Source organism: Buttiauxella sp. (assembly GCF_049686335.1).
Classification (GTDB): Bacteria; Pseudomonadota; Gammaproteobacteria; order Enterobacterales; family Enterobacteriaceae; genus Buttiauxella.
Map to the genome: position 1 here is coordinate 650259 of NZ_JBAVHX010000004.1, position 19738 is coordinate 669996.

The following is a 19738-nucleotide window of genomic DNA, read 5'->3' on the forward strand; positions in this document are numbered from 1 at the left end:
AGTTGCATCGCGGCGGAAAGGGAGTAAATCCCCTGGAGCTTACTAAAGTAAGTGACTGGGGTGAGGGAGTGCAGCCAACAATGAGGCAACTTAAAGTATGACGGGGTAGTTGCAGTCTGAGCCACAGCACATATCTTTAACTCAGTGCAGCAAATCGCTGCGTCAAAGTAGGAGTGAGGCGAAATGGCTAAAGTTCTGGTGCTTTATTACTCAATGTACGGACACATCGAAACCATGGCACACGCTGTGGCAGAGGGTGCACAGAAAGTTGATGGCGTGGAAGTCACAGTGAAGCGCGTCCCGGAAACCATGTCAGCAGAGGCTTTCTTAAAAGCCGGGGGGAAAACGCAAAATGCTGCGCAAGCCACTCCGCAAGAGCTTGCCGATTATGACGCCATTATTTTTGGCACCCCTACTCGCTTTGGCAATATGTCCGGCCAGATGCGCACCTTCCTCGATCAGACGGGCGGCCTTTGGGCTTCGGGCGCCCTGCACGGCAAACTGGCCAGCGTGTTTAGTTCGACCGGCACCGGCGGTGGCCAGGAACATACGATTTCATCCACATGGACAACTCTTGCGCATCATGGAATGGTCATCGTTCCTATCGGTTATGCTGCGCAAGAATTGTTTGATGTTTCACAGGTTCGCGGCGGCACGCCATACGGTGCCACGACAATTGCCGGTGCCGACGGTTCGCGCCAGCCAAGCCAGGAAGAGCTATCTATTGCTCGTTTCCAGGGCGAGCACGTGGCGGGATTAGCAGTTAAATTACACGGTTAATGGAGGAGAACATGCAGAATCAACAATCCAAAGTTCATCATGTTGGTGAATGGGCGAGTTTGAGAAACACCTCTCCTGAAATAGCTGAAGCTATTTTTGAAGTAGCAAAATTCGACGAAAAAATGGCGGAGAAAATTTGGGAAAATGGGAGCGATGAGGTGCTGTCGCTAGCCTTTGAAAAAACCGATAAAGACTCGCTGTTTTGGGGCGAGCAAACCATCGAACGGAAAAACGTCTAGCGAGTCCATCCCCCCGCCGATGGCGGGGGGATACGTGTTATCTATTTCGCCTGGTTAACCGTCTGCGTTAACACTTCAGTAAATTTCTCCCACGGACAGAATCCATTCACGTCAGTCGGGCAACCATTGAGTTGCAGCGTCACTCTCTGCGGTGGCTGTTGCAGACTTAATACCTCCGCATTGCGCAGTTGCTCGCTACTTTGATAAACGTATTCCACTTTCATCAAATCACGATTGGTCCCGGTATCATGCCAGCGCTGGAACATAATTTTCCCGCCGATTGGCGTGCGCTCATACTGGCCAGGCAGTTGATAAGGTTTGAAATCCAGTGCGGTCAGCAATGACGCGATATTCGAGTCATGCCCCACCAGCAAGGTGATTTTCGGCCCTTTGGTTTCGTTTCCGACCAGGGTTTTTTGAATATATTTAATCAACGGAGCCGCAACGTTTCGCGCGACTTGTGGCGAGGTAAACAACGTATCCTGATAGCCATTTTTCAGCTGGGATAAAACCTTCCATTGTTGGTCAGTTTTGATTTGCCCCCACGCCACGTTGTCCATCGGGAAACCTTCGTAATATTGCAACGTAAAGGCATCAACCAGCGAGTTCCCCACTTTAAGCGGGCCGCTGACACCCGGTTCTTCCGTGGCATTCGCGCTGAATTTGTCTTTCTCGGCCGTTAAATCGCACTGCTGTTTTTCTTTACAGCTGGGTGAGTCTTTAAAGCCAACGATCTGTTCAAGAAGCTGATAACTGTCGTCGAGTTTGTAGTGTTCGCGTTGGGTTTCCATCGCTTTCAACGCGGCTTGTTTGAATTCAGGGGAATCATTAGTGATGACCGGATTAAAGGTCGGATCCATGGTGCCCATTTTTTCCTGATGATGGACGGGAATATCACATCCAGGAAACGCGCCAGTGATAAAGAACTGGGCGGTCGCCACGGTACGCTGCAAGCTGTTGGCGTAAGCATAAACGCTTTGCGGCGTTGGGCACTCGCCCGTTTTTACGATGCCCTGCCCGGCCAACCATTCGCGCAGGTAATGCCCCATATACACTTCCAGCACGCCACCTTTAGTGGTGAGTTGGCCGCCGGGCACATCCCATTGCGGCCAGGATTGCGGGGTAGATTGTTCCAGCACGCTGCCGTTATTTGCCAGCGGTGCGCGCAAGTTATGGCGACTCATTAATAAAACTTGTTGCAGCTGATAACCCTGCGGCGTGGTATCGGCTTGCGCCAACGCAGGGGCGAAGTAAGCCATTGCCAGTAAAGCTGCGATCGTTTTTTTATTCATCTCTTCATCCTCAAGATGTTATTGCACAAAAGTGCCGCATTCAGTTTGGCAGAAAAAACCCACCCCGCCCTTTGGGCCGATCGCAAAATAGACAAAGCAGGAAGGAAAACTACTCAATCCCGCTGCCAGGTTTTATAATAAAACTATCTGGCTCTTGATTTGTGCACTTGCCCATGGAGGCTCAATGAAACGCAAAAGTATGCAAGGCAGTGCCTGCCCGGTCGCCCGCTCACTGGATATTATCGGTGACTGGTGGTCGTTACTTATCGTGCGCGACGCTTTAAATGGCCTGACACGTTTTGGTGAGTTTCAAAAGCATCTCGGCATCGCCAAAAACATGCTCACGCAGCGGCTTAAACAGCTCGTGGAGCAGGATATTTTGACCGTGCGTCCGGCGACAGATGGCAGTGCGTGGAATGAATATGTGTTGACGGAAAAGGGGCGCGCGCTGCAAACCGTGCTGGTCGCGCTGGCGCAATGGGGTGGCGATTATTTATATGATAGCGATGAAACTTGCAGTGTGCTGGTTGACGATGAGCTCCATCAACCGCTGCGCAAGTTGATGCTTCAAGCGCAGGATGGCCGGGTGCTTACGCCCGATGAAGTGGTGGCAAAGCAACCTGATATTGTAGTGGATTAAGTAATTGTCGTTTTTGTTGAAGTTGTAGGGTGGATAAGCGCAGCGTCATCCACCGCCCTTCCCCGCGTGAAAACTCTCTGTGCAAAACGCAAAACGAAAAAATTCCACGCAAAATGGTTGCATTATAAAACCATCACATCTATTTTTAATTCAGTTTCATTATGAAACCAAATTCATCTTTCATCGACGAGGCTCCACCATGACCACATCCCCTTCAGTTGCAGTAATTACCGGCGCATCTTCTGGCATTGGCGCGGTTTATGCGGAGCGTTTCGCCGCTCGCGGCTATGATTTATTGTTAGTTGCCCGCCGTGAAGACCGCCTGCGCGATCTGGCCGCGAAGCTAGAGTCGTCATACGGTATTTCAGTGCAAACGCTGCCTGCGGATCTGGCTCGTGATGAAGGGATGCAAATCGTTGAAGACGCATTGCGCACTAATGAACGCGTCAGTGTGCTGGTTAACAATGCGGGCACCGCGCACCTTGCCCCGTTTACCGCAGGCAGTGCTGAATTACATCAGGCAGACATTATGTTGAACATCACTGCGCTGACTCGCCTGAGCCTCGCCGCCCTGAGCCGTTTCCAGGCAAAAAACAGCGGCACGCTGATTAATATTGCGTCAGTCGTTTCCCTTCATGCCATCGCCGGAAGTGCGGTGTACAGCGGCACCAAAGGCTATGTGCTGAATTTCACCCGCGGTTTGCAACAAGAGATTGCCGGTAGCAATATCCGTATTCAGGCAGTGTTGCCTGCGGTAACGGCAACGGAAATCTGGGAAGTCTCAGGGGTGTCCATGGAACATCTGGCACCTGAGTCCATCATGACCACAGAAAACATGGTGGATGCCGCATTAGCCGGGTTAGATCAGGGCGAAGAGGTTACCGTGCCACCGCTGCACGATCTGGCGTTGTGGGAAGCTTATGAGTCAGCAAGACTGGCGATTTTCGATGCATCACGCACCGGCGTTCCTGCCCCGCGTTATCAGAAGTAGTCGCTATACCCACGCCTAAAAAAGCCCCGCAACTTTTCGGGGCTGATATCGGTTCAGGGAATGACGGGGAGAAGCTTAAACCGCGTTAGAACTAGGTATCAGGTTTTCGCTAACGCTGTAATCCATGAGTTGCCAGACCAGCGGTTGGCCCGCGTGATAAGGCATGATGGTGCCTTTCTCAACAGTCACGACCTGAGTCATCGCATTAACTGCCGCGCTCCAGATGCCGCTTTGCTGGCAAAGCGTGCCACTATATTGGGTATAGCCTAATGGTTTTCGGTTCGTCCCCTCCTGAGAACCGTCAACATTGAAGCCAGAGCCATAATGATAAGTCGCACTGTCTATCTTCATTATGTTACTTCCTGGTAATTAATGGATGGTAACCCTGTACAGCGACACAACTATTCGGCAAATTAATACCGTAAGTAAACTATTTTAAGCGCCTGATTTTGTTGGGCGTGATGCCACCATTGCTGTTTTAAGTTCATCAAAACGCCGGGAACCTTCGGTATATCCCCAGGCGGCCACCAGCTCGGCTTTGCTGGGAATATTGGTTGCCTCCCCACCTGCCTGAAGCACCACTTTTACCGCCTGCAATTGTTGGCTCAATGACTGGCGCAACGCCTTTAATTGCACCGGACTCATGGAGCTTGCCTGCAATCCAAAGACCGATTTCCCCTGCACCGCCTGGGCGATGGTCAGGGCGGCGTTTTTTGCCCCTGGCAGGCTCTGCAAACCCAGAGCTGAAAAAACCCCGCTGCTAATCACGCTTTCATCAAAGGGAATGGTGCCATTTTCATGACGGATAATCGCTTTGCTCAACGCGCTTAACACTGCGGGTGCAGTCAGGTCGAGCCGTTGATGGGGCGAAACGCCCAGCGCCTGGCTCACTTTATTGATGTAAGCGGAGGTGTCGTTGTTGTCCTGCGCGGGAGCCCAGCGGGAGATAACTTTGCTGATGGTATCCAGCCCGCGGCGATGATATGAAAGCAGGTTCATCCCCAGTGCGCGAATCCCGTGTTCGGGTGATGAAAATGTGGCAAATCGCCCATCGTTACCGGTTTGCCCCTGCCATTCAAACAGCTCGCTGGCTTCAAGATTGCCGGGGTTGTTATTGCGGATGCCGCGAACATTGCCCGCATCCGCTGCACGTGCCATCAGGCCATGCTCACGGACTTGCTGGGTGGCATTGCGTGGAACCGTGGGCGCACTTTCATTCCACGGTTTACCCGTGCGGCTGTTTTTACGCAGTGACAGACGCTTCATCAGGGCAATTTGCTTTGCGCTCCAGCCCTGGCTTTGGGCGAATTTAACCAGTTGCTCGAGAGTCGGCGTGCTGCTGGTCTGCGCGGGTTTCTGCGTGACTGCGGGGCGAGGCGCTGGCGCAGACAATTTGACCTCCTCCCCCTGCGGTTTTTGTGAAGCCGACAGTGCCTGCTGAAATGAGGGGGTAGTTGCCGGCTGGCTGCTGGCGGTTTTTACCGCTTCGGCGCCGGGCGCTGAAGCTGCGGTCACTGGTTTTGCCACGGCAGACGGTGCGACGTTTTGATTCTGACGGTAATAATACTGGGCGATAACCGACATGAGTTCCTCTCAAAATACGCCGGCGGTATCCATGATGCCGCCGGGAAAGCACAATGCACACTCGTTATGGGGCGGGTTTTATGGGAGCCACCGGCTTCACCACATCCACACCATGAGTGCCAAAGAATTGATACAGCGAATCTGCCGCCGCGTGGGTGAGCACCATTATTTCAATGCGTCGGTTGGCCGCACTTAACGGTTGGTCGGGCTTAAGCAGCATCCGGTCGGCCATGGCATTCACCTGAATCACTTTATCTTTCGCCATACCGCCCTGCTCAAGGGAGATGCGCGCTGCCAGTGCGCGATCGCCGGATAAATTCCAGTTGTTATAGCGAGTTTGATCGCGATACAGCGAAGAGTCCGTGTGCCCGGTAATGATCACTTTGTTATCAATTTTGTTGAACACCGGCGCCAGTTGGGTCAATAAACGCTGGAAGAACGGCGTGAGGATGGCACTGCTACGCTGGAACATTTCCCGTTTCTGATCGTCCTGAATCAGGATGCGTAAGCCCTGCGGAACAATCTCCATCTCGAGGTTCGATTGCGCGTCAAAGGCTTTGGTGATTTCCATAATCACGCGCGCCAGTTCAATCATCTCCTGTTGCGAACGCTTATTCACCTCCTCGAGGGTCTGCGCCGACTGGCTCGCCATATCCAGTTTTTCAAGCTGCTGAGTCAAGTCTTCCATTGCCTGCTCGCCGCCTGGCTTACCGGGCATCACCATGTTCGGGCCGTTCATCGCTTTCCCGCCGGACGAAAGCGGCGACATCACCATGCCATCAAAAATGGATTCGCCCGTCAGTCTTGCCACCACCTCTTTACGCTCTTCTTCGGTCACCGAACTCATGATCCACAACACCATAAACAGCGCCATCATCGCGAGGGTGAAATCGGCAAAGGCGACTTTCCACGCGCCACCGTGGGGCGCGTGATGTTCCCGGCGCGAGGCGCGCTTAATAATGGTGGTATGCGCCTGTTTCTTGCTACGCATCAACCTTCACCAATCAGTTCATTAACCCAACTATCCAGCGTGGCAAAGGTCGGTTTGGTGTCCATCGGCAGCATTTTGCGCCCCGCATCTACCGCCAGTAAGGTCGGTTTTCCGGCAACCTGATTGACCAGCACGGTGCGCACACATTCCAGACCCGCCATCTGCTTTTTGGTCTGCTGTTCCATGGCGTTGGCGAGAGGATCAAGCAAGCAGTAACAGATAAAGACGCCGAGGAAGGTTCCGACCAGTGCCGCCGCCACTTTCACGCCGACAATGGCAATGGAGCCGTCAATGGATTGCATGGTGATGATAATCCCCAGTACGGCGGCGCAGATACCAAAACCCGGCATCGCTTCAGCGGTACGCTGCATCGAACGGGACGGTCGCAGCAATTCCTCTTCCATCGCCCCCAACTCCTGCTCAAGGATCCCTTCGAGCTCATGCTCGTTAATCTTGCCCATCGCCATCAAACGGAAGTTATCGGAAATAAAGGTAATCAGCGCGTGGTCTTCCAGTACCAGCGGATACTTGAGGAATAACTCACTCTTTTCCGGCACTTCGATATGCTCATCGAGCACCTTCAGCCCGCCGTCCTGCACCAGTTCCAGCAGTTCATACAGCAGCATCAGCAACTGGCGTTGATAATCCGCGGTGTAGCTATTTTTTCGCATCGCACTTTTGACCTGGCGCCACATCTCAATCAGCACCGGTTTCGGGTTCGCCAGAACCATCGCCCCGATCCCCGCACCAATAATAATCATCAGCTCGCCCGGCACCCAGAATGCGGCCAGACGTCCGCCTGACTCAATAAAGCCGCCCACTACACAGCCAAAAATGATCAATAGTCCTAGTAATTTTTGCATTGCTGTCTCACTGCGCTATGGCATCTTTAATTTTTTGGGTAATTTTCTTATTCAACTGGCAAATTCTGGCCTCAGTGAGATCCAGCACCAGCGCTATCTCTTTCAGGCTCATTTCATGCTGGTAATAGAGACTGAGAATCAGCTGTTCTCGCTCATCAAGCCCGGCGAGCGCCACGCGCAATGAGTCGCTAATCATTATTTCGTCTTCCAGATTGCGGCTGTTAAAGCTGAAATCTGAATCGGTGGTGAGCAGGTCATCGAGGCTATGCAGCGCACTTGCGCTATCGAGTAATAAATACTCCTGGTAATCTTCGGTGGTGATTTCCAGATGTTGCTTTATCTCCTCGAAATCCACCTCTTTACCCAGCTTGCGGCTCAGTTCTCTGATGGCATCATTGAGTTTGTGCGCTTTCTGGCGCAGCCGACGCGGACGCCAGTCCAGAACACGTAATTCATCGAGGATCGCACCGCGGATCCGCTGTGCCGCAAACGCGCCGAACTGTTCGTCCGGTTTCCCGTAGCGGCGCAGAGAACTCAGCAAACCCATCAGGGCAATTTGCTGCATATCTTCGCTGTCGATTACGCTTTGTGCCTGCCACGACAGTTGCTTAACTACCCGCTTAACCAGAGGGAGATATTGTGAAACGTAACGCGACTCTTCCGCAGGCGTTAGCGTTTCACTGGAGATAAAGGTGCTGCATTCCATTGTGCTTTCCTTCCCGACCGTTACTGCAACAACATTTTGCTGATGATCACATCATTAAAAGGCATCTGGGTTTTGAGCTGCCTGAAGCGTTCCCGATAGGCCGTTAACAGCTCATCATGTAAATCGTTCACGCTTAAGGTGCGTACCAGGGCGTAATCCTTTTCGGTTAACAGAGCCACCGTCGCCCCGCGAATCGCCGGGATCATCATTTCAGTTTGTTTGACGGCGTCTTCGGTGGCGGCAGTTAATGCCAGCTCGAGCAACATATAACGTTCTTTGCCGCCGTCACTTTTCAGGGTAATGATGATGTTGCTGATTTCGACAAACAGCACCTGAGTCTCTTCTTCCGTCGAGGCAAACATCTGTTTGATTTTTTGCCAGGATGAGACCTTTTCCGCGGTTTGAGATTCAGCAGCCTGCGCCGGTTGTGCAAAATGCAGTGTTGCCGCCACTGCCAGCACGGAAGAGAAAATGGCGATGGCCAGAGCCATAGAAAAGGTTTGAATCGTCATAGAGTTAGTCAACTTCTTATACTGTCATCAAGATAGATTTATCATCACGCGTGCGCGTAACGCCTGCGGTATCCGGCTGTTCATTAGCCAGGATCAGATCGCTTTCGCGGCCTGATTGTTGCTGGCGCTGGCCCGGCTGTTGTTGCGGTTCCCGGTTCGACAAGCGCACATCTACCTCGACAAAATGTTGTTCCGTTAACGCCTGGCGCAGCTCATTACTGACCTGCTGCAGCGCACGGTAAACGTCACTTTGCCCGGCATTGATCTGCACGTGGATTTTCCCGGCTTCAATCTGCACCGCAATCTCAATACGCCCCATATCAGGCGGATCAAGGCGGATGGTGGCGTGTTGAATCTGGTTATTGATTTGCAAGTTCAGACGCTCGCCGAGGGCATGTTGCAGCTGGGTGGATAGCGCCTGCCCGGTGGCGTCAGCACGCATCGGTGCGTTCACCTGTGCGTGCGGTTGCCCGGCGGAAATCACCGGAGCATTAGCGCCCGGTGCTGCATGCAATGCCGCCAGACGCAGGTTTTCAGCACCCGCCGTTGTGAGAGTCGTTTTCGGTATCACGACATCCACCGTCTCCACTACTGCCGGGCGAACCGGTCGGTTTTCAGCGACAGCGGCGAGGTTAACAGGCGGTAATTCCGCTGCCGCGCCTGCGGTTTTCTCCGTCTGCAATGGCAGGTTCTGTGCCCGCATGGCCGGCATATCTGGCGCGGTAGTCAGCTCAGTCGCCGTCATCAGCATCGGTACGTCACGGTTAACCAGAGTTGCTAAAAACTGTTGTGCCAGTTGCTCAACCTGCTCATCGGGCATGTCGGTTAACAGCGCTTCAAACGTACTCTCGTCTTCCGTGAGTAACGTTTCATCGTCGGGCAGCAACGGTGCCGAACCGGTAGCTAACAGCAGCTGTTCAAAAAGCATCTCGCCGGGAGTCGAATTCTGCGTCCCATCAATGTCCAGCAGTGTCGGTGTCGCCGCAGACACCTGCGCGTGCGGTTGCTCCGGATGGAATAAGCCGCCCGAGTCTGCTGCCGCATACGTAAGAAAATCACTCATTGACGGCCAGTCCCTCTTCCGACTCACTCTCCATAAACTGAGCGTAAGAGAGCGCCCCTTCACGCTGGTTGCGCTGTTGGGCCATCTCCTGGCTCAGTTCATCGCGTTTCTGGCGCACGAGGCTGTGCACCTGGCGATGGACATGCTGGAGTTGCTTTAGCGCTTCACGTTTTTGCGGCGTGATTTCACGACCGTGCATACTGATAAGCATCGCCGCGATATCGCTATCCAGTTGATGGATTTTGTCCCAGTCCTGGCGCTTACCCGCCGCGGCGAGCGCTCGCGTCTGCCAGTCGATTAACTGCAAATCATCCATGGCGTTTACCCATTTCGTCCCAGCCTTCACGCAGTTCCGTGAGGATGGTTTCCACTTCTTCGAGAGAGGCAACGGACAAATTATTGCTGCCGTCGTACAGGCGGTAGACGCAGTAGTCGTATAAATTGGCGAGGTTTTTTGCCAGCTCGCCGCCTTTCTCGTAGTCCAGCGCGCTGGTCAACGCATTGAGGATATCGATGCATTTATTGATGCTCTGGGCTTTACGATCGTAACGTTTGGCTTCGATATGGCTTTTGGCGCGCACCAGCTCATCGGTTAAACCGTTGAACAGCATAAGCACCAGTTGGTGCGGGGTCGCTGCAGCCACCTGTGCCGCCATATCAGCCTGGTAATATTCGCCGAACCCTTCTTCGTTGTTTCCGTACATTTCCGTCTCTTCCTTAGACTAAGCCAAACATGCTGGCGGTGTTGTTCATCTGCTGTAATACGCTCTGCATGCGGGTGAACTGCTGCAAATAGCGGTTGTAAGCGGTGTCATAACGGGTGCTGATTTTGTCGCTGCGATCGCTTAATTCCGTTTCACGACGGCGATTGGTCTCTTCGCGGCTTTTGATGTCGCCGTTGGAAATGCTCAGTAATCTGTCGAGGGATTTGTCCATTTTTTTCAGTAAGCCACCGTTGCCGTTAAACAGTGCATTCAGTTTGCCGGGATCGTCAGTGAGCTTTTCTTTCAGCTTGTCGCTATCGAGCGTGAGCTTGCCGTCTTTATCAGCAGACAGGCCAAACTGGGTGATATCGAGTCCATCAATTGAGGTGCGCAGCATTTCGTTTAATTCGCGGCGCAAACTGCTGATACTGGCATCTCCGGCAAAGGCACCACGATCGGTACTGCTGGAGCCTGAAGACGTGAGGGAACCAAGTGAAGTGATTAACTTGTTGTAAGCACTAACAAATGAATTCACCTGCGCCTGAGTTTCAGTTGTGTCGACGCCTACGTTAATACGCAGTAACGCATCGCCAGTTTTATGCGTCTGGTTCAACTCGAGGGTGACGCCGTCGATTAAGTTGGTCAGCGTATTGGTGCTATTGGTAATCTTCATCCCGGTTGCCTGGTCGCCGAGATAAACAATCGAGTCCTGGGCTTTTGAAATGGTACTAATTTTGTCGCCCTTCATTGCATCGGGCACGTCTCCACTTAGCGTAATAGCATTTTCCTCACCGCTTTTATCGCTGCTGAGCATTAAGCGCACTTCGCCACCGGTACGCACCAGCGAGGCGGTTACACCCGGATTGCCCTCCATACCGTTAATCGCTTTTGCCAGCCCCGCCAGGCTATCAACCCCGTCCATCTCAATCGCAATCGATTTACCATTGACTTCAATCTTCATGCTGCCGGTTGCATTTTTGACGTCATCATCTTTCAGGCCGTCATAAGCGACCTGGTGGGAAGAGGCCAGTTGCTCGATAAACAGGTTATAGGTGCCTTTGCGCGCATCGGAGGTAGTGGTCGCTTTAGCCATATTCTCAACGCTCATGCTGGCGCTGGTTTTCAGCATCCCGCTGCTGCTTTTATTCAGATTAGTGAGCGTGGTGCGGAAATCTGTCAGGTTGCTTTTCAGAGCTTTCAGGGCATTTTGCTGCGCGGTTAAACGGGCTTTTTGCGTTTTAAGCTGGCTTTGCAGCGTCTGCACGTCAAAGCCTGCAAGCTGTGTGGCCATTGACTGCGGGTCAATACTGCTGAAATCGGTCATGCTTCCTCCCTGGCATAGTGCTATGTCCTGAAGTTATTTATAGCAATAGTTATGCCAACTTTAATTTTGATTTAATTCAATGAGTTAAATTGAGATGGGAAGTTCTTCTTCCGCATTAGCGGAAGTGGTCACAGGTCGGATAAGCGCAGCGTCATCCGACACCACTGGCGAAAATGGTGGATGACGCTAACGCTTATCCACCCTACAACTAAAACACCGCCGAAGCGGTGTTTGATATCAGGAGGGATTAGCCCAGCAGGGACATCACCATTCCGGACATGCTGTTGGCTTGTTTCAGCATCGACATACTGGTTTGTGCCAGCATCTGGTTGCGGGTCATATTGGTGGCTTCGGTGGCGAAGTCCGCATCACGAATATTGCCCAATGCCAGAGTCGTGGTGTCTTTCATATTTGCAAGGTTTGCGGAAGTATGACCAAGACGGTTGATGTTAGCGCCCAGGCTGGAACGAATAGAACCAACAGCCTCTAAAGCACCATTGATGACACTGATAGGATCTTTATCTCCAGCCGCGAATGGAGTCGCCGCAAATGCTCCAGGGTTTACTTCGCCAGTATTACCATTAGTTCTGTCTACAAAATCCTTTGTCAGATCAATGCCGCTAATACCCGTACCATCTGCACCGAAACCAAACGCAGCCTTTAGAGCCCCCATCAAATCGCCATCAGCTACAGCGCCAGCGCCAGCGCCAGCGCCAGCTCCAGCTCCAGCACCAGCACCATCTTCATCACCATCTTCATCACCTTCTTCCACATAAGCGGTCGCGGAAAATGCCGCTTTCTGAGCACCACTAAGATTCAGTGTCAGTTTTTCACTAGCGTCTGCACCAATCTGGAAAGTTAAAGGCCCACCCAGTTTGCCGTCCGCCACGACACCTGCGTCATTTTTAAAAATTAACTCATCGCCGCCAAAGCGAGTGTTAGTCAGGATGTTTTTGAGTTCTGCATTAAGTTCTTTGACTTCAGCCTGTAATGCTGTGCGGTCTTTATCACTGTTGGTATCGTTCGATGCCTGCGTCGCCAAATCCTTCATACGATAAAGAATATTGGTCACTTCTTCGAATGCGCCTTCTGCGGTTTGCAGCATCGCAGTCGCGTCGGAAACGTTACGCTGGGCAACGCCCATACCGTTAACCTGGCCCTGAAGACGGGTGGCAATTTGCAGGCCAGCCGCATCATCAGCCGCAGAGTTAATGCGTTTACCGGTGCCCAGACGCTCCATCGCTGTCGACAGGATGCCGTTAGATTTGTTCAGAGCGTTGGTGGAAGACATTGCCGCGCCGCTGGTGAAAATTGAAAGTGCCATTTGTTCTCTCCTTGAGGATTATGCTTTTAGGCAGTGCTGCCTGTGTACTTAGAGAAAACGACACGCTTGATGAAGAAATTAAACGCCGAATGAAAAAAATATTCATTTGGGAACAATTCTTTTTTAGCCGATTAAAAAACCAGCTATTGGAAAGTTTAATTTCCAGAAAGATTAAGATTGTTAATCAATGGGCATTAGAAATAACAAAGCGACACATTATTATGCGAACTTAAATCCCCAACCCTATAAATATTGTACAAAATAAGACATAAGCAATCACATCAATTAACAGGCTGATCCACCTCAGAGAAATTCAGATATCTATATGTATTTTATGGTTTTTTTAATTTAATGCATATTTCAACCGCATCCAATATAATAACCAAATAAAAATAAACTCACTCTCAACAAGTGAAAATTAACACCACGTATAAAATTAAACACATCCGTTACTTTCGCCCTATACAACCCCGGCTAAGAACAGTGGCATCTGTTTTTTCCCAGATCTTTGTTATTGATTTAACACACCTTAAATTTGAATCTTATGAACAAACCGCGTTGTTCTGTTAATAACTGGTTGCCGGATAAGGCATCCGGCGCCATTGTCCATCGCCAGACGGGGGAAGTTCGTCGGCTCGGTGAATACCAACTTAAGCTGCTGGAATGTCTTATTGAACATGCCGGGCAAACATTATCGCGTAATGAGCTGACAAGCCTTGTGTGGGAACGCCGGGTCATTGGCGACAATAGCCTGTCGAATGCTATCCATGCCTTGCGTACAGCGCTTGAAGATGACGGTAAGCTACAGCGGGTTATCAAAACCATTCCCAAAAAAGGCTACCTGCTTGATGTGGAATTTTGTCAGCCGGTTGAGCCTGAAGAAGATATTGCGCCACTGTCTGTTGCCGCCGTACCACCCGTCATGACAGCCCCGGTGCCGGTAGAAGTGCCTGAATCACTGGCGGCTAAGACAGTGACCGCCGAACACAGCCACGCTCCCCAAAGCGAACGGCGTAAATTCTCTACCTTTTTCTGGCCGCTTGTATCCACGTTTCTACTGACGTGCCTGATCCTGTTTTCAGGTTGGTTTTTCATGTTCCATGCCACTTTCGATGAGATGCAGGCTCAGGAACAGGTGAAAAATCAGTACAGCAATATCCGTATCTTCCGTATTGCGGCGGCAGTGGATGAAATGAACGATGAAGACATCATTAAATTCAAGTCTATCTTGAGGACGATAAATCAACAGCTTATCGCTAATGATGCCTGGATGACGGTCTATTACCGAACCGATGAACAGGTGCTGAATTACACCTTTTCCATTGAAACCAGCTGTGCCAGTGAGCAACTGGCGATGACGCTTTATCACTGGCGGATTGATAACCAGAAACTCACTAAAACCATCAATGATGAGACTGAGAGAAAATTAAATGAACTGGCTCCGTGTAAGAAATCTTAATATTTGCCTTGCCGCCATTTTGATTATTTTTCTCGGCGTCATGCAATTGCATACCCATTCAGCGAATGCCAAAAGTGGCCCGATTAAGGGCAGAATGGAGATGGGCTTTTACGATTTAATGTCCGATCAGCGCGAGGTTTATAATGTGCAGATTATGGATATGGATGAAGCATTGCTGTTCACCCTCACGCGTGCAGATGATCCGTTGTTTGCGCTGCGAGGCAAGCTTGAAGAGACGCGGCATAAGCACGGGCGGGTGTTTTACGATTATGTTCCCATCCGATATAGCAACCCGGAAAACTACAAACTGGTGTTCAGTTTTATCGATTTCTTACGCCACAATAATGTCTGGGTCTACCCAATGACCGTGAATAAAAAACCGTTGGTCATCGGGCAAAGCGGGATGATGTTTTTATTTCCCCTGAGTTCTTAACGCAGCAGGTTACTCACCGTACCGGGCTGCAAATTTGCCTGCGCTCCCAGCGCGCGAGCGGTCGCGGCATAATCCTGATGGCTGGTTTGTAGATGCAAACGCAGTGCCTGGGCATGTTCCAGTGCCTGCCGGGGCTGGTACTGCGTTGCCATTTCATTGATGCGCCGACGGACATTATCCTGGTGGCTGTATAGCTTGCCGCGTTGCTGGGTGAGTTGCTCCAGTGCCTGCTGCACCTCGCCCTGAAATTCACGCATCGCCCCCGGTTGCTGCGCAAGTTGACTCAGCGAGTCAGTCACCGCCGGTTCCGGGCGCGCTATCAGAGCGGTAAATTCGTTAGCGGAAAAACGCTTTCCTTCCCCACGCACACTGAGCTGGCTGCTAATTTGCGGCCAGTGTGTCTCATCAACACGAAACACCAGCGACTGCTGTTTATCGAGGGTGGCGTGAACCCCAAAACGGCCTAATCCCTGATTCAGGCGCATCACGTCCTGGCGAGGCGTGGCACCCGCTTCCAGCGATACCGCCACCATTTCACGCCGCTGCCCGGCAAGAGAAAAAATCAGCGTTTCGCTTTCATCGTTTTGTAATAAACGCTGTGCCGCAGGCAGGGTGAAATGAACCTGTGCGGTCTGTTCAGGGTTGACCGCCAGATGCCGGTCGACGGTACCCGCACTTAACTGCGGACGATCGTTTAGCAGAGTGGTCAGCGTCCGGGCGGCTTCCTGCGAAAGCTCACCGCGCCGTGAACCGTGGCTTGCGGCATAACGCAGTTGCAGAAGCTGGCTTTCTACCTGGGATAAATAGTTATCGGCCTGTTGAACAGCGGTCAGTTGCTGATTGAGCTGCACGTTATAGCGCAGCGGGCGGGTGGAAATCAGCGGCGATTCAGGGAAACGGTTGTCGCCCTGGCGAATGCGCGGCGCTTCCGGCTGGCGCACCGCTTGCGTGTTCTTCACTCCCCCGCTATTCAGGGGAGTGGCTAAAGGAAGTCCTGACTGGTTTAATCCAACCTGCATAATGATTACATCTGATTAAAGAGAGAGAGTTGGCTTATCATCATGAACGATTTGTTCGATGCCTGAACCGCCTGCGTATAGAGCTGGATATTGACGTAACTGGTGGCGGCGTCCACGGCCGAAAGCTCCTGAATAACCTGGTCGTGGGAAATTTTAATGTCCGCGTGGGCTTCGCTAATTAACGATAACCGGTTTTGTTTGCCACCCAGTTCGGTATACACCGAGGCGATTTTGTCGCTGGAACTTTTCACTTCGCCCAGCAGTTGCTTAAGGTCGTCACGATAATCCCCGCCCGGGGTCGCCATCTTGTCGCTGACGCTTTTCAGCAAGTTCAGCATACTGAGATCGTCATTACCGCCGGAAAAGGCCTGGCTGATATTGGTGTTTTCCGCAATCTCGATACCGTTCGCCACGGTCGTTGAGCGGCTCGCATCGTTACCGGCATAGCGGTAAGTCCCGGTGTTTTCGTCAAAGGTCACCGGCTGCGTATTGGTTTTGGTACCGGCAAAAATATAGTGACCGTCTTCATTTTTGGCATTCATCGACGACACCAGCGATTCCAGCATCTGGGAGATTTCCGCTGAAAATCCTGCCATATCTTTTTCACTGTGCGTGTCGTTGCTGGCGGCCAGAAGTTTGTCGCTCAGCGCCAGCAATTGATCGCTCATCGCCGTGACGTGAGATTCCTGAATCGACAGGTTGCCCGACAGACGCGTAATGTTGCTTTGATACTGATCGATGGCGGACTGCTCACGGTTTAGCTGCACCAGACGGCTGCTGGCAACCGGGTCATCAGAAGGAACATTGACCCGTTTTTGCGTCGCCATTTGTTCCATCAGTTTGCTCAGCCGACTGCCGTTTTGGTTCATCTGGTGGAGCATCGCAGAAGAGTGATAAAGGCTACTGATACGCATGATAAATTCCTTTTTCCGTTATCAGAAGAGAGTCAGCAGGTCGCTGAAAATCTGGTTGCCGGTGGCGATAACTTTCAGGTTGGACTGATACGCCTGCATATAAACCTGGAGATTCATCGCCTCTTCGTCCTGGTTCACGGCACTCATGTTGTCGCGCTGGGTTTGTGCTTCATAGCGCACCGCTTCCGCGGCATCCAGCTCGGTTTTGTTCTGGCGACTGGCGATCCCGATGGTGCTGATAATCGCCGCTGCCGCCTCATTCACGCTCATATTGCCCATCGCGCCAATAGCCAGATCTTTGTTTTTAAGCGCGATAAGCGCTTTCAGGTTGTTACCGTTTCCGCTTTCATCGGCTTTATCCGACAGCGCCAGTTCGTCGGCTTTCAAATCGGTGACCTGTAGCATGCCTTTGCCGCTGGTAAGATCGAAAACAAACATCGGTTTACCCGGCTGGCCGTTTAGATCAAAACCGTTTGCCAGTTGCGCATTGAACTCTTTTGCAAACTGCCCGGCCATGTCCCGCACCGTGCTTTGCATGGTTTTCAGAGTGCCTTGCTCATAATCATTCAACGCGCCCATCTGCCCGCCAGTCGCTGACGACACGCCAAACGTGGTGTTGTTGAAGACCAGCGAAATATCCTGCTCACCTTGCTGATTTATCGAGGATTTTAGCTGCCCGTAATGGCGACCACTGACCAACGGTTGCCCATCACTCAGGGAGACGTTATAGCGCCCGGAAGCATCTTCCGACACCTTGACGCTCACCATGCTGCTGAGCTGTTTGACCAGTTCATCACGCTGGTCACGCAGCACGCTGGCGTTGCCACCGGTCGCTTCCTGATCGGCGATTTGTTGGTTGTAGGTGGCGATATTGCTGCTGATAACATTGACGTTACTGACCAGTGCGTCACGCTGGGTGTTAATTGACACTTTCTGGCTGCTGATAAAACTGTCGACGTTGTTAAAACGCGTCGCCATCGACTGCCCTTCGTTGAGCAACTGCTGGCGTAGTGCCGGTGAATCTGGCTGGGTCGTCAGGGCATTCAGTGCGGCAAAGAATTTATCCAGACCGCCCCCCAGACTGGTGCTGTCAGTGCCGACCACGCTTTCCAGCGCACCGAGGTATTTTTGCCCGGCAGAGTAGTATTCCGCCCGCGTATTGCTGTGCCAGACCTGATTGACCAGGTACTGATCCGAGACCCGGCGGATACTGTCCACGCGCACGCCATTGCCCGCAGAAAAACTATCGCCATTGGTGCCAATCGCGCTCTGAATAATTCCCTGGCGGCTGTAACCGGGCGTCAAATAGTTGGCCACGTTCATCGACGTGGTACTCATGCCCTGTCGCGCGGCCTGCGCACCGGAAAAAGCGATATTGATAATATTCATGATAATCCTTGCACTTAGCGCGTCATGGGAGTTTTGGCCCAGCTTCTTTATCAGCTAAAGCGACACTCTGCCCGGTTAACTTAAGGGCGCTTTCCATGCCCTCAACCTGTGGCCCGAGTTGCCTGACGATTAACGATGCAATTCCGCTGCTACGCTGGGAAGCCAGCATCGATGCCAGCTTGTCGTCGTAAAAATCGCGCATCATATTTTCCTGCTTGCTGGAAAAGGGATTATCGCCATCGGATAAAGCATCTGCCGCCTTGCGCATCTGCTGCAACATCGAGCGCAAAAACAGCCCTTCGAACTGCTCCGCCGCCTGCTCAAGGTTTTGCGCTTTTTGGGTCCCGGTAAAATCACCCGGAATGGTGTGGGTTCGTGTGCTCAGAGAATTAATCATCTTGTTTCCTTAAATCACCACCAGTTCAGCATCCATTGCACCGGCTTCGCTCAGCGCCTGTAAAATCGCCATCGTGTCATCCGGAGACGCACCGAGACTGTTCAGCGTGTTGACGATATTTCTCAGGCTGGTTCCCGCCGGCACCATCACCATCTGCCCGCGCTCGCGGTTAACGCTAATATTCGAATTCGGAGTCACGGTGGTGGTTCCCTGGCCGAAGGGTGCCGGCTGACTGACCTGCGGCGTCTCCTGAATGCTGACCGTCAGATTGCCGTGGGACACCGCTGCGGCACGCACCACCACACCATCGCCAATCACAATCGTGCCGGTTCGCGCATTAAACACCACGCGTGGCTGCTGTTTACCGCTGACGATTTGCAGATCTTCGAGGCTCGACATAAACGCGACGCGAGCCCCCGGCTGCTCCGGCGCGCGCACCATCACATTGGTGGCACTTTGCGCGGTGGCAATCGAGCCAAAAGCCTGATTAATCGCCAGCGCCACATTATTGGCGGTTTTAAAACTTGGCCGCTTCAGGTTAAGTACCACCTGGCTGTTGGCCTGAAAATCGGTTGGGATTTCCCGCTCGACGCTCGCCCCATTTGGCACGCGCCCAACGGTTGGTGTATTCATGGTAATGCTCGAGCCGCTGTCACCTTCGGCTTTAAAGCCGCCGACCACCACATTCCCCTGCGCCAGAGCGTAGACTTCGCCGTCGGCACCCCGCAGTTGGGTCAGCAGTAATGTGCCGCCGCGCAGGCTTTTGGCATCACCAATGGAAGAGACCGTAATATCGATGGATTGCCCGCGGGCATACATCGGTGGCAGCGTGGCGCTGATCGCCACTGCCGCCACGTTTTTCACCTTCGGATCGATTTTGGCGGGCATCTGCACACCAAACTGGCGCAGCATGTTAGTGACCGACTGGCTGGTGAATTTGACCTGGTTTTTATCCCCGGTCCCGTCCAGCCCGACGACCAGGCTGTAACCCACCAGCTGGTTGCCACGCACCCCCTGAATATCAACAATATTTCCTAACCGTTCCGCCCGAGCCTGGCCGATAACCACCAGCAGGAGCAACAAACCTGACATCAGGTTCCGCATGGTTTTCTCC

22 protein-coding genes and 1 pseudogene are annotated in these 19738 nt (G+C 52.3%); 6 read left to right on the forward strand and 17 right to left on the reverse strand.

Translation table 11 applies throughout. The annotated features are described in order from the left end of the window. Positions 1-183: 183 nt before the first annotated feature. Positions 184-780 carry an NAD(P)H:quinone oxidoreductase gene (wrbA, locus tag WBL83_RS03485; RefSeq protein ID WP_424587813.1) on the forward strand — a complete coding sequence of 199 codons (597 nt, stop codon included), beginning with the start codon at positions 184-186 and terminating at the stop codon, positions 778-780. 11 nt (positions 781-791) lie between these two features. Beyond that, positions 792-1019, forward strand: coding sequence for a YccJ family protein (locus WBL83_RS03490; protein WP_424587814.1), 228 nt, complete (start codon positions 792-794; stop codon positions 1017-1019). A gap of 41 nt (positions 1020-1060) precedes the next feature. Here the strand turns inward: WBL83_RS03490 and agp are convergent, their stop codons facing one another. Next, complete coding sequence (gene agp, locus WBL83_RS03495; RefSeq protein WP_424587815.1) at positions 1061-2311, reverse strand: bifunctional glucose-1-phosphatase/inositol phosphatase; 1251 nt, start codon at positions 2309-2311, stop codon at positions 1061-1063. 184 nt (positions 2312-2495) lie between these two features. Here agp and WBL83_RS03500 point away from each other — a divergent pair, with 184 nt between their 5' ends. After that, positions 2496-2951: a winged helix-turn-helix transcriptional regulator gene (locus tag WBL83_RS03500; RefSeq protein WP_424587816.1), complete on the forward strand. Its 456-nt coding sequence runs from the start codon at positions 2496-2498 to the stop codon at positions 2949-2951. Between the two features lie 199 nt (positions 2952-3150). Then, a complete protein-coding gene (locus tag WBL83_RS03505) occupies positions 3151-3942 on the forward strand; it encodes an SDR family NAD(P)-dependent oxidoreductase (protein ID WP_424587817.1) in 792 nt (263 codons plus the stop codon). Positions 3943-4017: 75 nt separating this feature from the next. On the opposite strand, the gene WBL83_RS03510 is transcribed toward WBL83_RS03505, so the two are convergent. From WBL83_RS03510 to WBL83_RS03560, 11 genes are all read right to left on the reverse strand, one after another. Continuing rightward, complete coding sequence (locus WBL83_RS03510; RefSeq protein WP_424587818.1) at positions 4018-4293, reverse strand: hypothetical protein; 276 nt, start codon at positions 4291-4293, stop codon at positions 4018-4020. Between the two features lie 84 nt (positions 4294-4377). Then, a complete protein-coding gene (locus WBL83_RS03515) occupies positions 4378-5526 on the reverse strand; it encodes a hypothetical protein (protein WP_424587819.1) in 1149 nt (382 codons plus the stop codon). Positions 5527-5590: 64 nt separating this feature from the next. Continuing rightward, positions 5591-6517: a putative lateral flagellar export/assembly protein LafU gene (lafU, locus tag WBL83_RS03520; protein WP_424587820.1), complete on the reverse strand. Its 927-nt coding sequence runs from the start codon at positions 6515-6517 to the stop codon at positions 5591-5593. Further along, positions 6517-7380 carry a flagellar motor stator protein MotA gene (motA, locus tag WBL83_RS03525; RefSeq protein WP_424587821.1) on the reverse strand — a complete coding sequence of 288 codons (864 nt, stop codon included), beginning with the start codon at positions 7378-7380 and terminating at the stop codon, positions 6517-6519. The genes lafU and motA overlap by 1 nt, the downstream gene beginning before the upstream one ends. A 7-nt stretch (positions 7381-7387) precedes the next feature. Further along, the gene (locus WBL83_RS03530; protein ID WP_424587822.1) at positions 7388-8086 is read right to left on the reverse strand and encodes a FliA/WhiG family RNA polymerase sigma factor; all 699 of its coding nucleotides are present in this window, start codon (positions 8084-8086) and stop codon (positions 7388-7390) included. A gap of 20 nt (positions 8087-8106) precedes the next feature. After that, the gene (locus tag WBL83_RS03535) at positions 8107-8598 is read right to left on the reverse strand and encodes a flagellar basal body-associated FliL family protein (protein ID WP_424587823.1); all 492 of its coding nucleotides are present in this window, start codon (positions 8596-8598) and stop codon (positions 8107-8109) included. Between the two features lie 16 nt (positions 8599-8614). Further along, complete coding sequence (locus tag WBL83_RS03540; protein ID WP_424587824.1) at positions 8615-9661, reverse strand: flagellar hook-length control protein FliK; 1047 nt, start codon at positions 9659-9661, stop codon at positions 8615-8617. After that, positions 9654-9977, reverse strand: coding sequence for a flagellar protein FliT (fliT, locus tag WBL83_RS03545; protein WP_424587825.1), 324 nt, complete (start codon positions 9975-9977; stop codon positions 9654-9656). The genes WBL83_RS03540 and fliT overlap by 8 nt, the downstream gene beginning before the upstream one ends. After that, positions 9970-10365 (reverse strand): flagellar export chaperone FliS, encoded by a 396-nt coding sequence (gene fliS / locus WBL83_RS03550; protein WP_424587826.1) that lies wholly within the window; start codon positions 10363-10365, stop codon positions 9970-9972. Before fliS ends, fliT begins: the two co-directional genes overlap by 8 nt. Positions 10366-10378: 13 nt before the next feature. Further along, positions 10379-11689, reverse strand: a complete 1311-nt coding sequence (gene fliD, locus WBL83_RS03555; RefSeq protein WP_424587827.1) for a flagellar filament capping protein FliD — start codon at positions 11687-11689, stop codon at positions 10379-10381. 247 nt (positions 11690-11936) lie between these two features. Then, on the reverse strand, positions 11937-13013 hold the full coding sequence (locus WBL83_RS03560; RefSeq protein WP_424587828.1) for a flagellin: 1077 nt from the start codon (positions 13011-13013) through the stop codon (positions 11937-11939). Between the two features lie 544 nt (positions 13014-13557). Between WBL83_RS03560 and WBL83_RS03565 the strand changes: the two genes are divergently transcribed. Both WBL83_RS03565 and WBL83_RS03570 read left to right on the forward strand, forming a co-directional pair. Continuing rightward, positions 13558-14472, forward strand: coding sequence for a winged helix-turn-helix domain-containing protein (locus WBL83_RS03565; RefSeq protein ID WP_424587829.1), 915 nt, complete (start codon positions 13558-13560; stop codon positions 14470-14472). After that, complete coding sequence (locus tag WBL83_RS03570) at positions 14444-14905, forward strand: hypothetical protein (protein WP_424587830.1); 462 nt, start codon at positions 14444-14446, stop codon at positions 14903-14905. Before WBL83_RS03565 ends, WBL83_RS03570 begins: the two co-directional genes overlap by 29 nt. Here the strand turns inward: WBL83_RS03570 and WBL83_RS03575 are convergent. The 5 genes and pseudogenes from WBL83_RS03575 to WBL83_RS03595 all read right to left on the reverse strand — a co-directional run bounded on the left by WBL83_RS03575 (position 14902) and on the right by WBL83_RS03595 (position 19728). Continuing rightward, entirely contained in the window at positions 14902-15924 is a 1023-nt protein-coding gene (locus tag WBL83_RS03575; RefSeq protein ID WP_424587831.1) for a hypothetical protein, read from the reverse strand. The two genes, WBL83_RS03570 and WBL83_RS03575, sit on opposite strands and share 4 nt — an antisense overlap. Before the next feature lie 5 nt (positions 15925-15929). Further along, complete coding sequence (flgL, locus tag WBL83_RS03580) at positions 15930-16838, reverse strand: flagellar hook-associated protein FlgL (RefSeq protein WP_424587832.1); 909 nt, start codon at positions 16836-16838, stop codon at positions 15930-15932. A gap of 21 nt (positions 16839-16859) precedes the next feature. Next, positions 16860-18227 carry a flagellar hook-associated protein FlgK gene (gene flgK / locus WBL83_RS03585; protein WP_424587833.1) on the reverse strand — a complete coding sequence of 456 codons (1368 nt, stop codon included), beginning with the start codon at positions 18225-18227 and terminating at the stop codon, positions 16860-16862. A 112-nt stretch (positions 18228-18339) separates the two neighbouring features. Then, positions 18340-18624, reverse strand: a pseudogene (locus WBL83_RS03590) (rod-binding protein); the annotation flags it as partial. A 9-nt stretch (positions 18625-18633) separates the two neighbouring features. Then, positions 18634-19728: a flagellar basal body P-ring protein FlgI gene (locus WBL83_RS03595; RefSeq protein ID WP_424587834.1), complete on the reverse strand. Its 1095-nt coding sequence runs from the start codon at positions 19726-19728 to the stop codon at positions 18634-18636. Between the last annotated feature and the right edge of the window lie 10 nt (positions 19729-19738).

Excerpts from the sequence above, each read along its gene's own strand:
- WBL83_RS03570 (WP_424587830.1), top strand. The coding sequence starts at position 14,444 with ATGAACTGGCTCCGTGTAAGAAATCTTAATATTTGCCTTGCCGCCATT.
- WBL83_RS03540 (WP_424587824.1), bottom strand. The coding sequence starts at position 9,661 with ATGAGTGATTTTCTTACGTATGCGGCAGCAGACTCGGGCGGCTTATTC.
- agp (WP_424587815.1), bottom strand. The coding sequence starts at position 2,311 with ATGAATAAAAAAACGATCGCAGCTTTACTGGCAATGGCTTACTTCGCC.
- fliD (WP_424587827.1), bottom strand. The coding sequence starts at position 11,689 with ATGACCGATTTCAGCAGTATTGACCCGCAGTCAATGGCCACACAGCTT.
- motA (WP_424587821.1), bottom strand. The coding sequence starts at position 7,380 with ATGCAAAAATTACTAGGACTATTGATCATTTTTGGCTGTGTAGTGGGC.
- WBL83_RS03575 (WP_424587831.1), bottom strand. The coding sequence starts at position 15,924 with ATGCAGGTTGGATTAAACCAGTCAGGACTTCCTTTAGCCACTCCCCTG.
- WBL83_RS03560 (WP_424587828.1), bottom strand. The coding sequence starts at position 13,013 with ATGGCACTTTCAATTTTCACCAGCGGCGCGGCAATGTCTTCCACCAAC.
- flgK (WP_424587833.1), bottom strand. The coding sequence starts at position 18,227 with ATGAATATTATCAATATCGCTTTTTCCGGTGCGCAGGCCGCGCGACAG.
- lafU (WP_424587820.1), bottom strand. The coding sequence starts at position 6,517 with ATGCGTAGCAAGAAACAGGCGCATACCACCATTATTAAGCGCGCCTCG.
- WBL83_RS03515 (WP_424587819.1), bottom strand. The coding sequence starts at position 5,526 with ATGTCGGTTATCGCCCAGTATTATTACCGTCAGAATCAAAACGTCGCA.
- WBL83_RS03505 (WP_424587817.1), top strand. The coding sequence starts at position 3,151 with ATGACCACATCCCCTTCAGTTGCAGTAATTACCGGCGCATCTTCTGGC.
- WBL83_RS03500 (WP_424587816.1), top strand. The coding sequence starts at position 2,496 with ATGAAACGCAAAAGTATGCAAGGCAGTGCCTGCCCGGTCGCCCGCTCA.
- WBL83_RS03535 (WP_424587823.1), bottom strand. The coding sequence starts at position 8,598 with ATGACGATTCAAACCTTTTCTATGGCTCTGGCCATCGCCATTTTCTCT.
- fliS (WP_424587826.1), bottom strand. The coding sequence starts at position 10,365 with ATGTACGGAAACAACGAAGAAGGGTTCGGCGAATATTACCAGGCTGAT.
- wrbA (WP_424587813.1), top strand. The coding sequence starts at position 184 with ATGGCTAAAGTTCTGGTGCTTTATTACTCAATGTACGGACACATCGAA.
- flgL (WP_424587832.1), bottom strand. The coding sequence starts at position 16,838 with ATGCGTATCAGTAGCCTTTATCACTCTTCTGCGATGCTCCACCAGATG.
- WBL83_RS03510 (WP_424587818.1), bottom strand. The coding sequence starts at position 4,293 with ATGAAGATAGACAGTGCGACTTATCATTATGGCTCTGGCTTCAATGTT.
- WBL83_RS03490 (WP_424587814.1), top strand. The coding sequence starts at position 792 with ATGCAGAATCAACAATCCAAAGTTCATCATGTTGGTGAATGGGCGAGT.
- WBL83_RS03530 (WP_424587822.1), bottom strand. The coding sequence starts at position 8,086 with ATGGAATGCAGCACCTTTATCTCCAGTGAAACGCTAACGCCTGCGGAA.
- fliT (WP_424587825.1), bottom strand. The coding sequence starts at position 9,977 with ATGGATGATTTGCAGTTAATCGACTGGCAGACGCGAGCGCTCGCCGCG.
- WBL83_RS03595 (WP_424587834.1), bottom strand. The coding sequence starts at position 19,728 with ATGCGGAACCTGATGTCAGGTTTGTTGCTCCTGCTGGTGGTTATCGGC.
- WBL83_RS03565 (WP_424587829.1), top strand. The coding sequence starts at position 13,558 with ATGAACAAACCGCGTTGTTCTGTTAATAACTGGTTGCCGGATAAGGCA.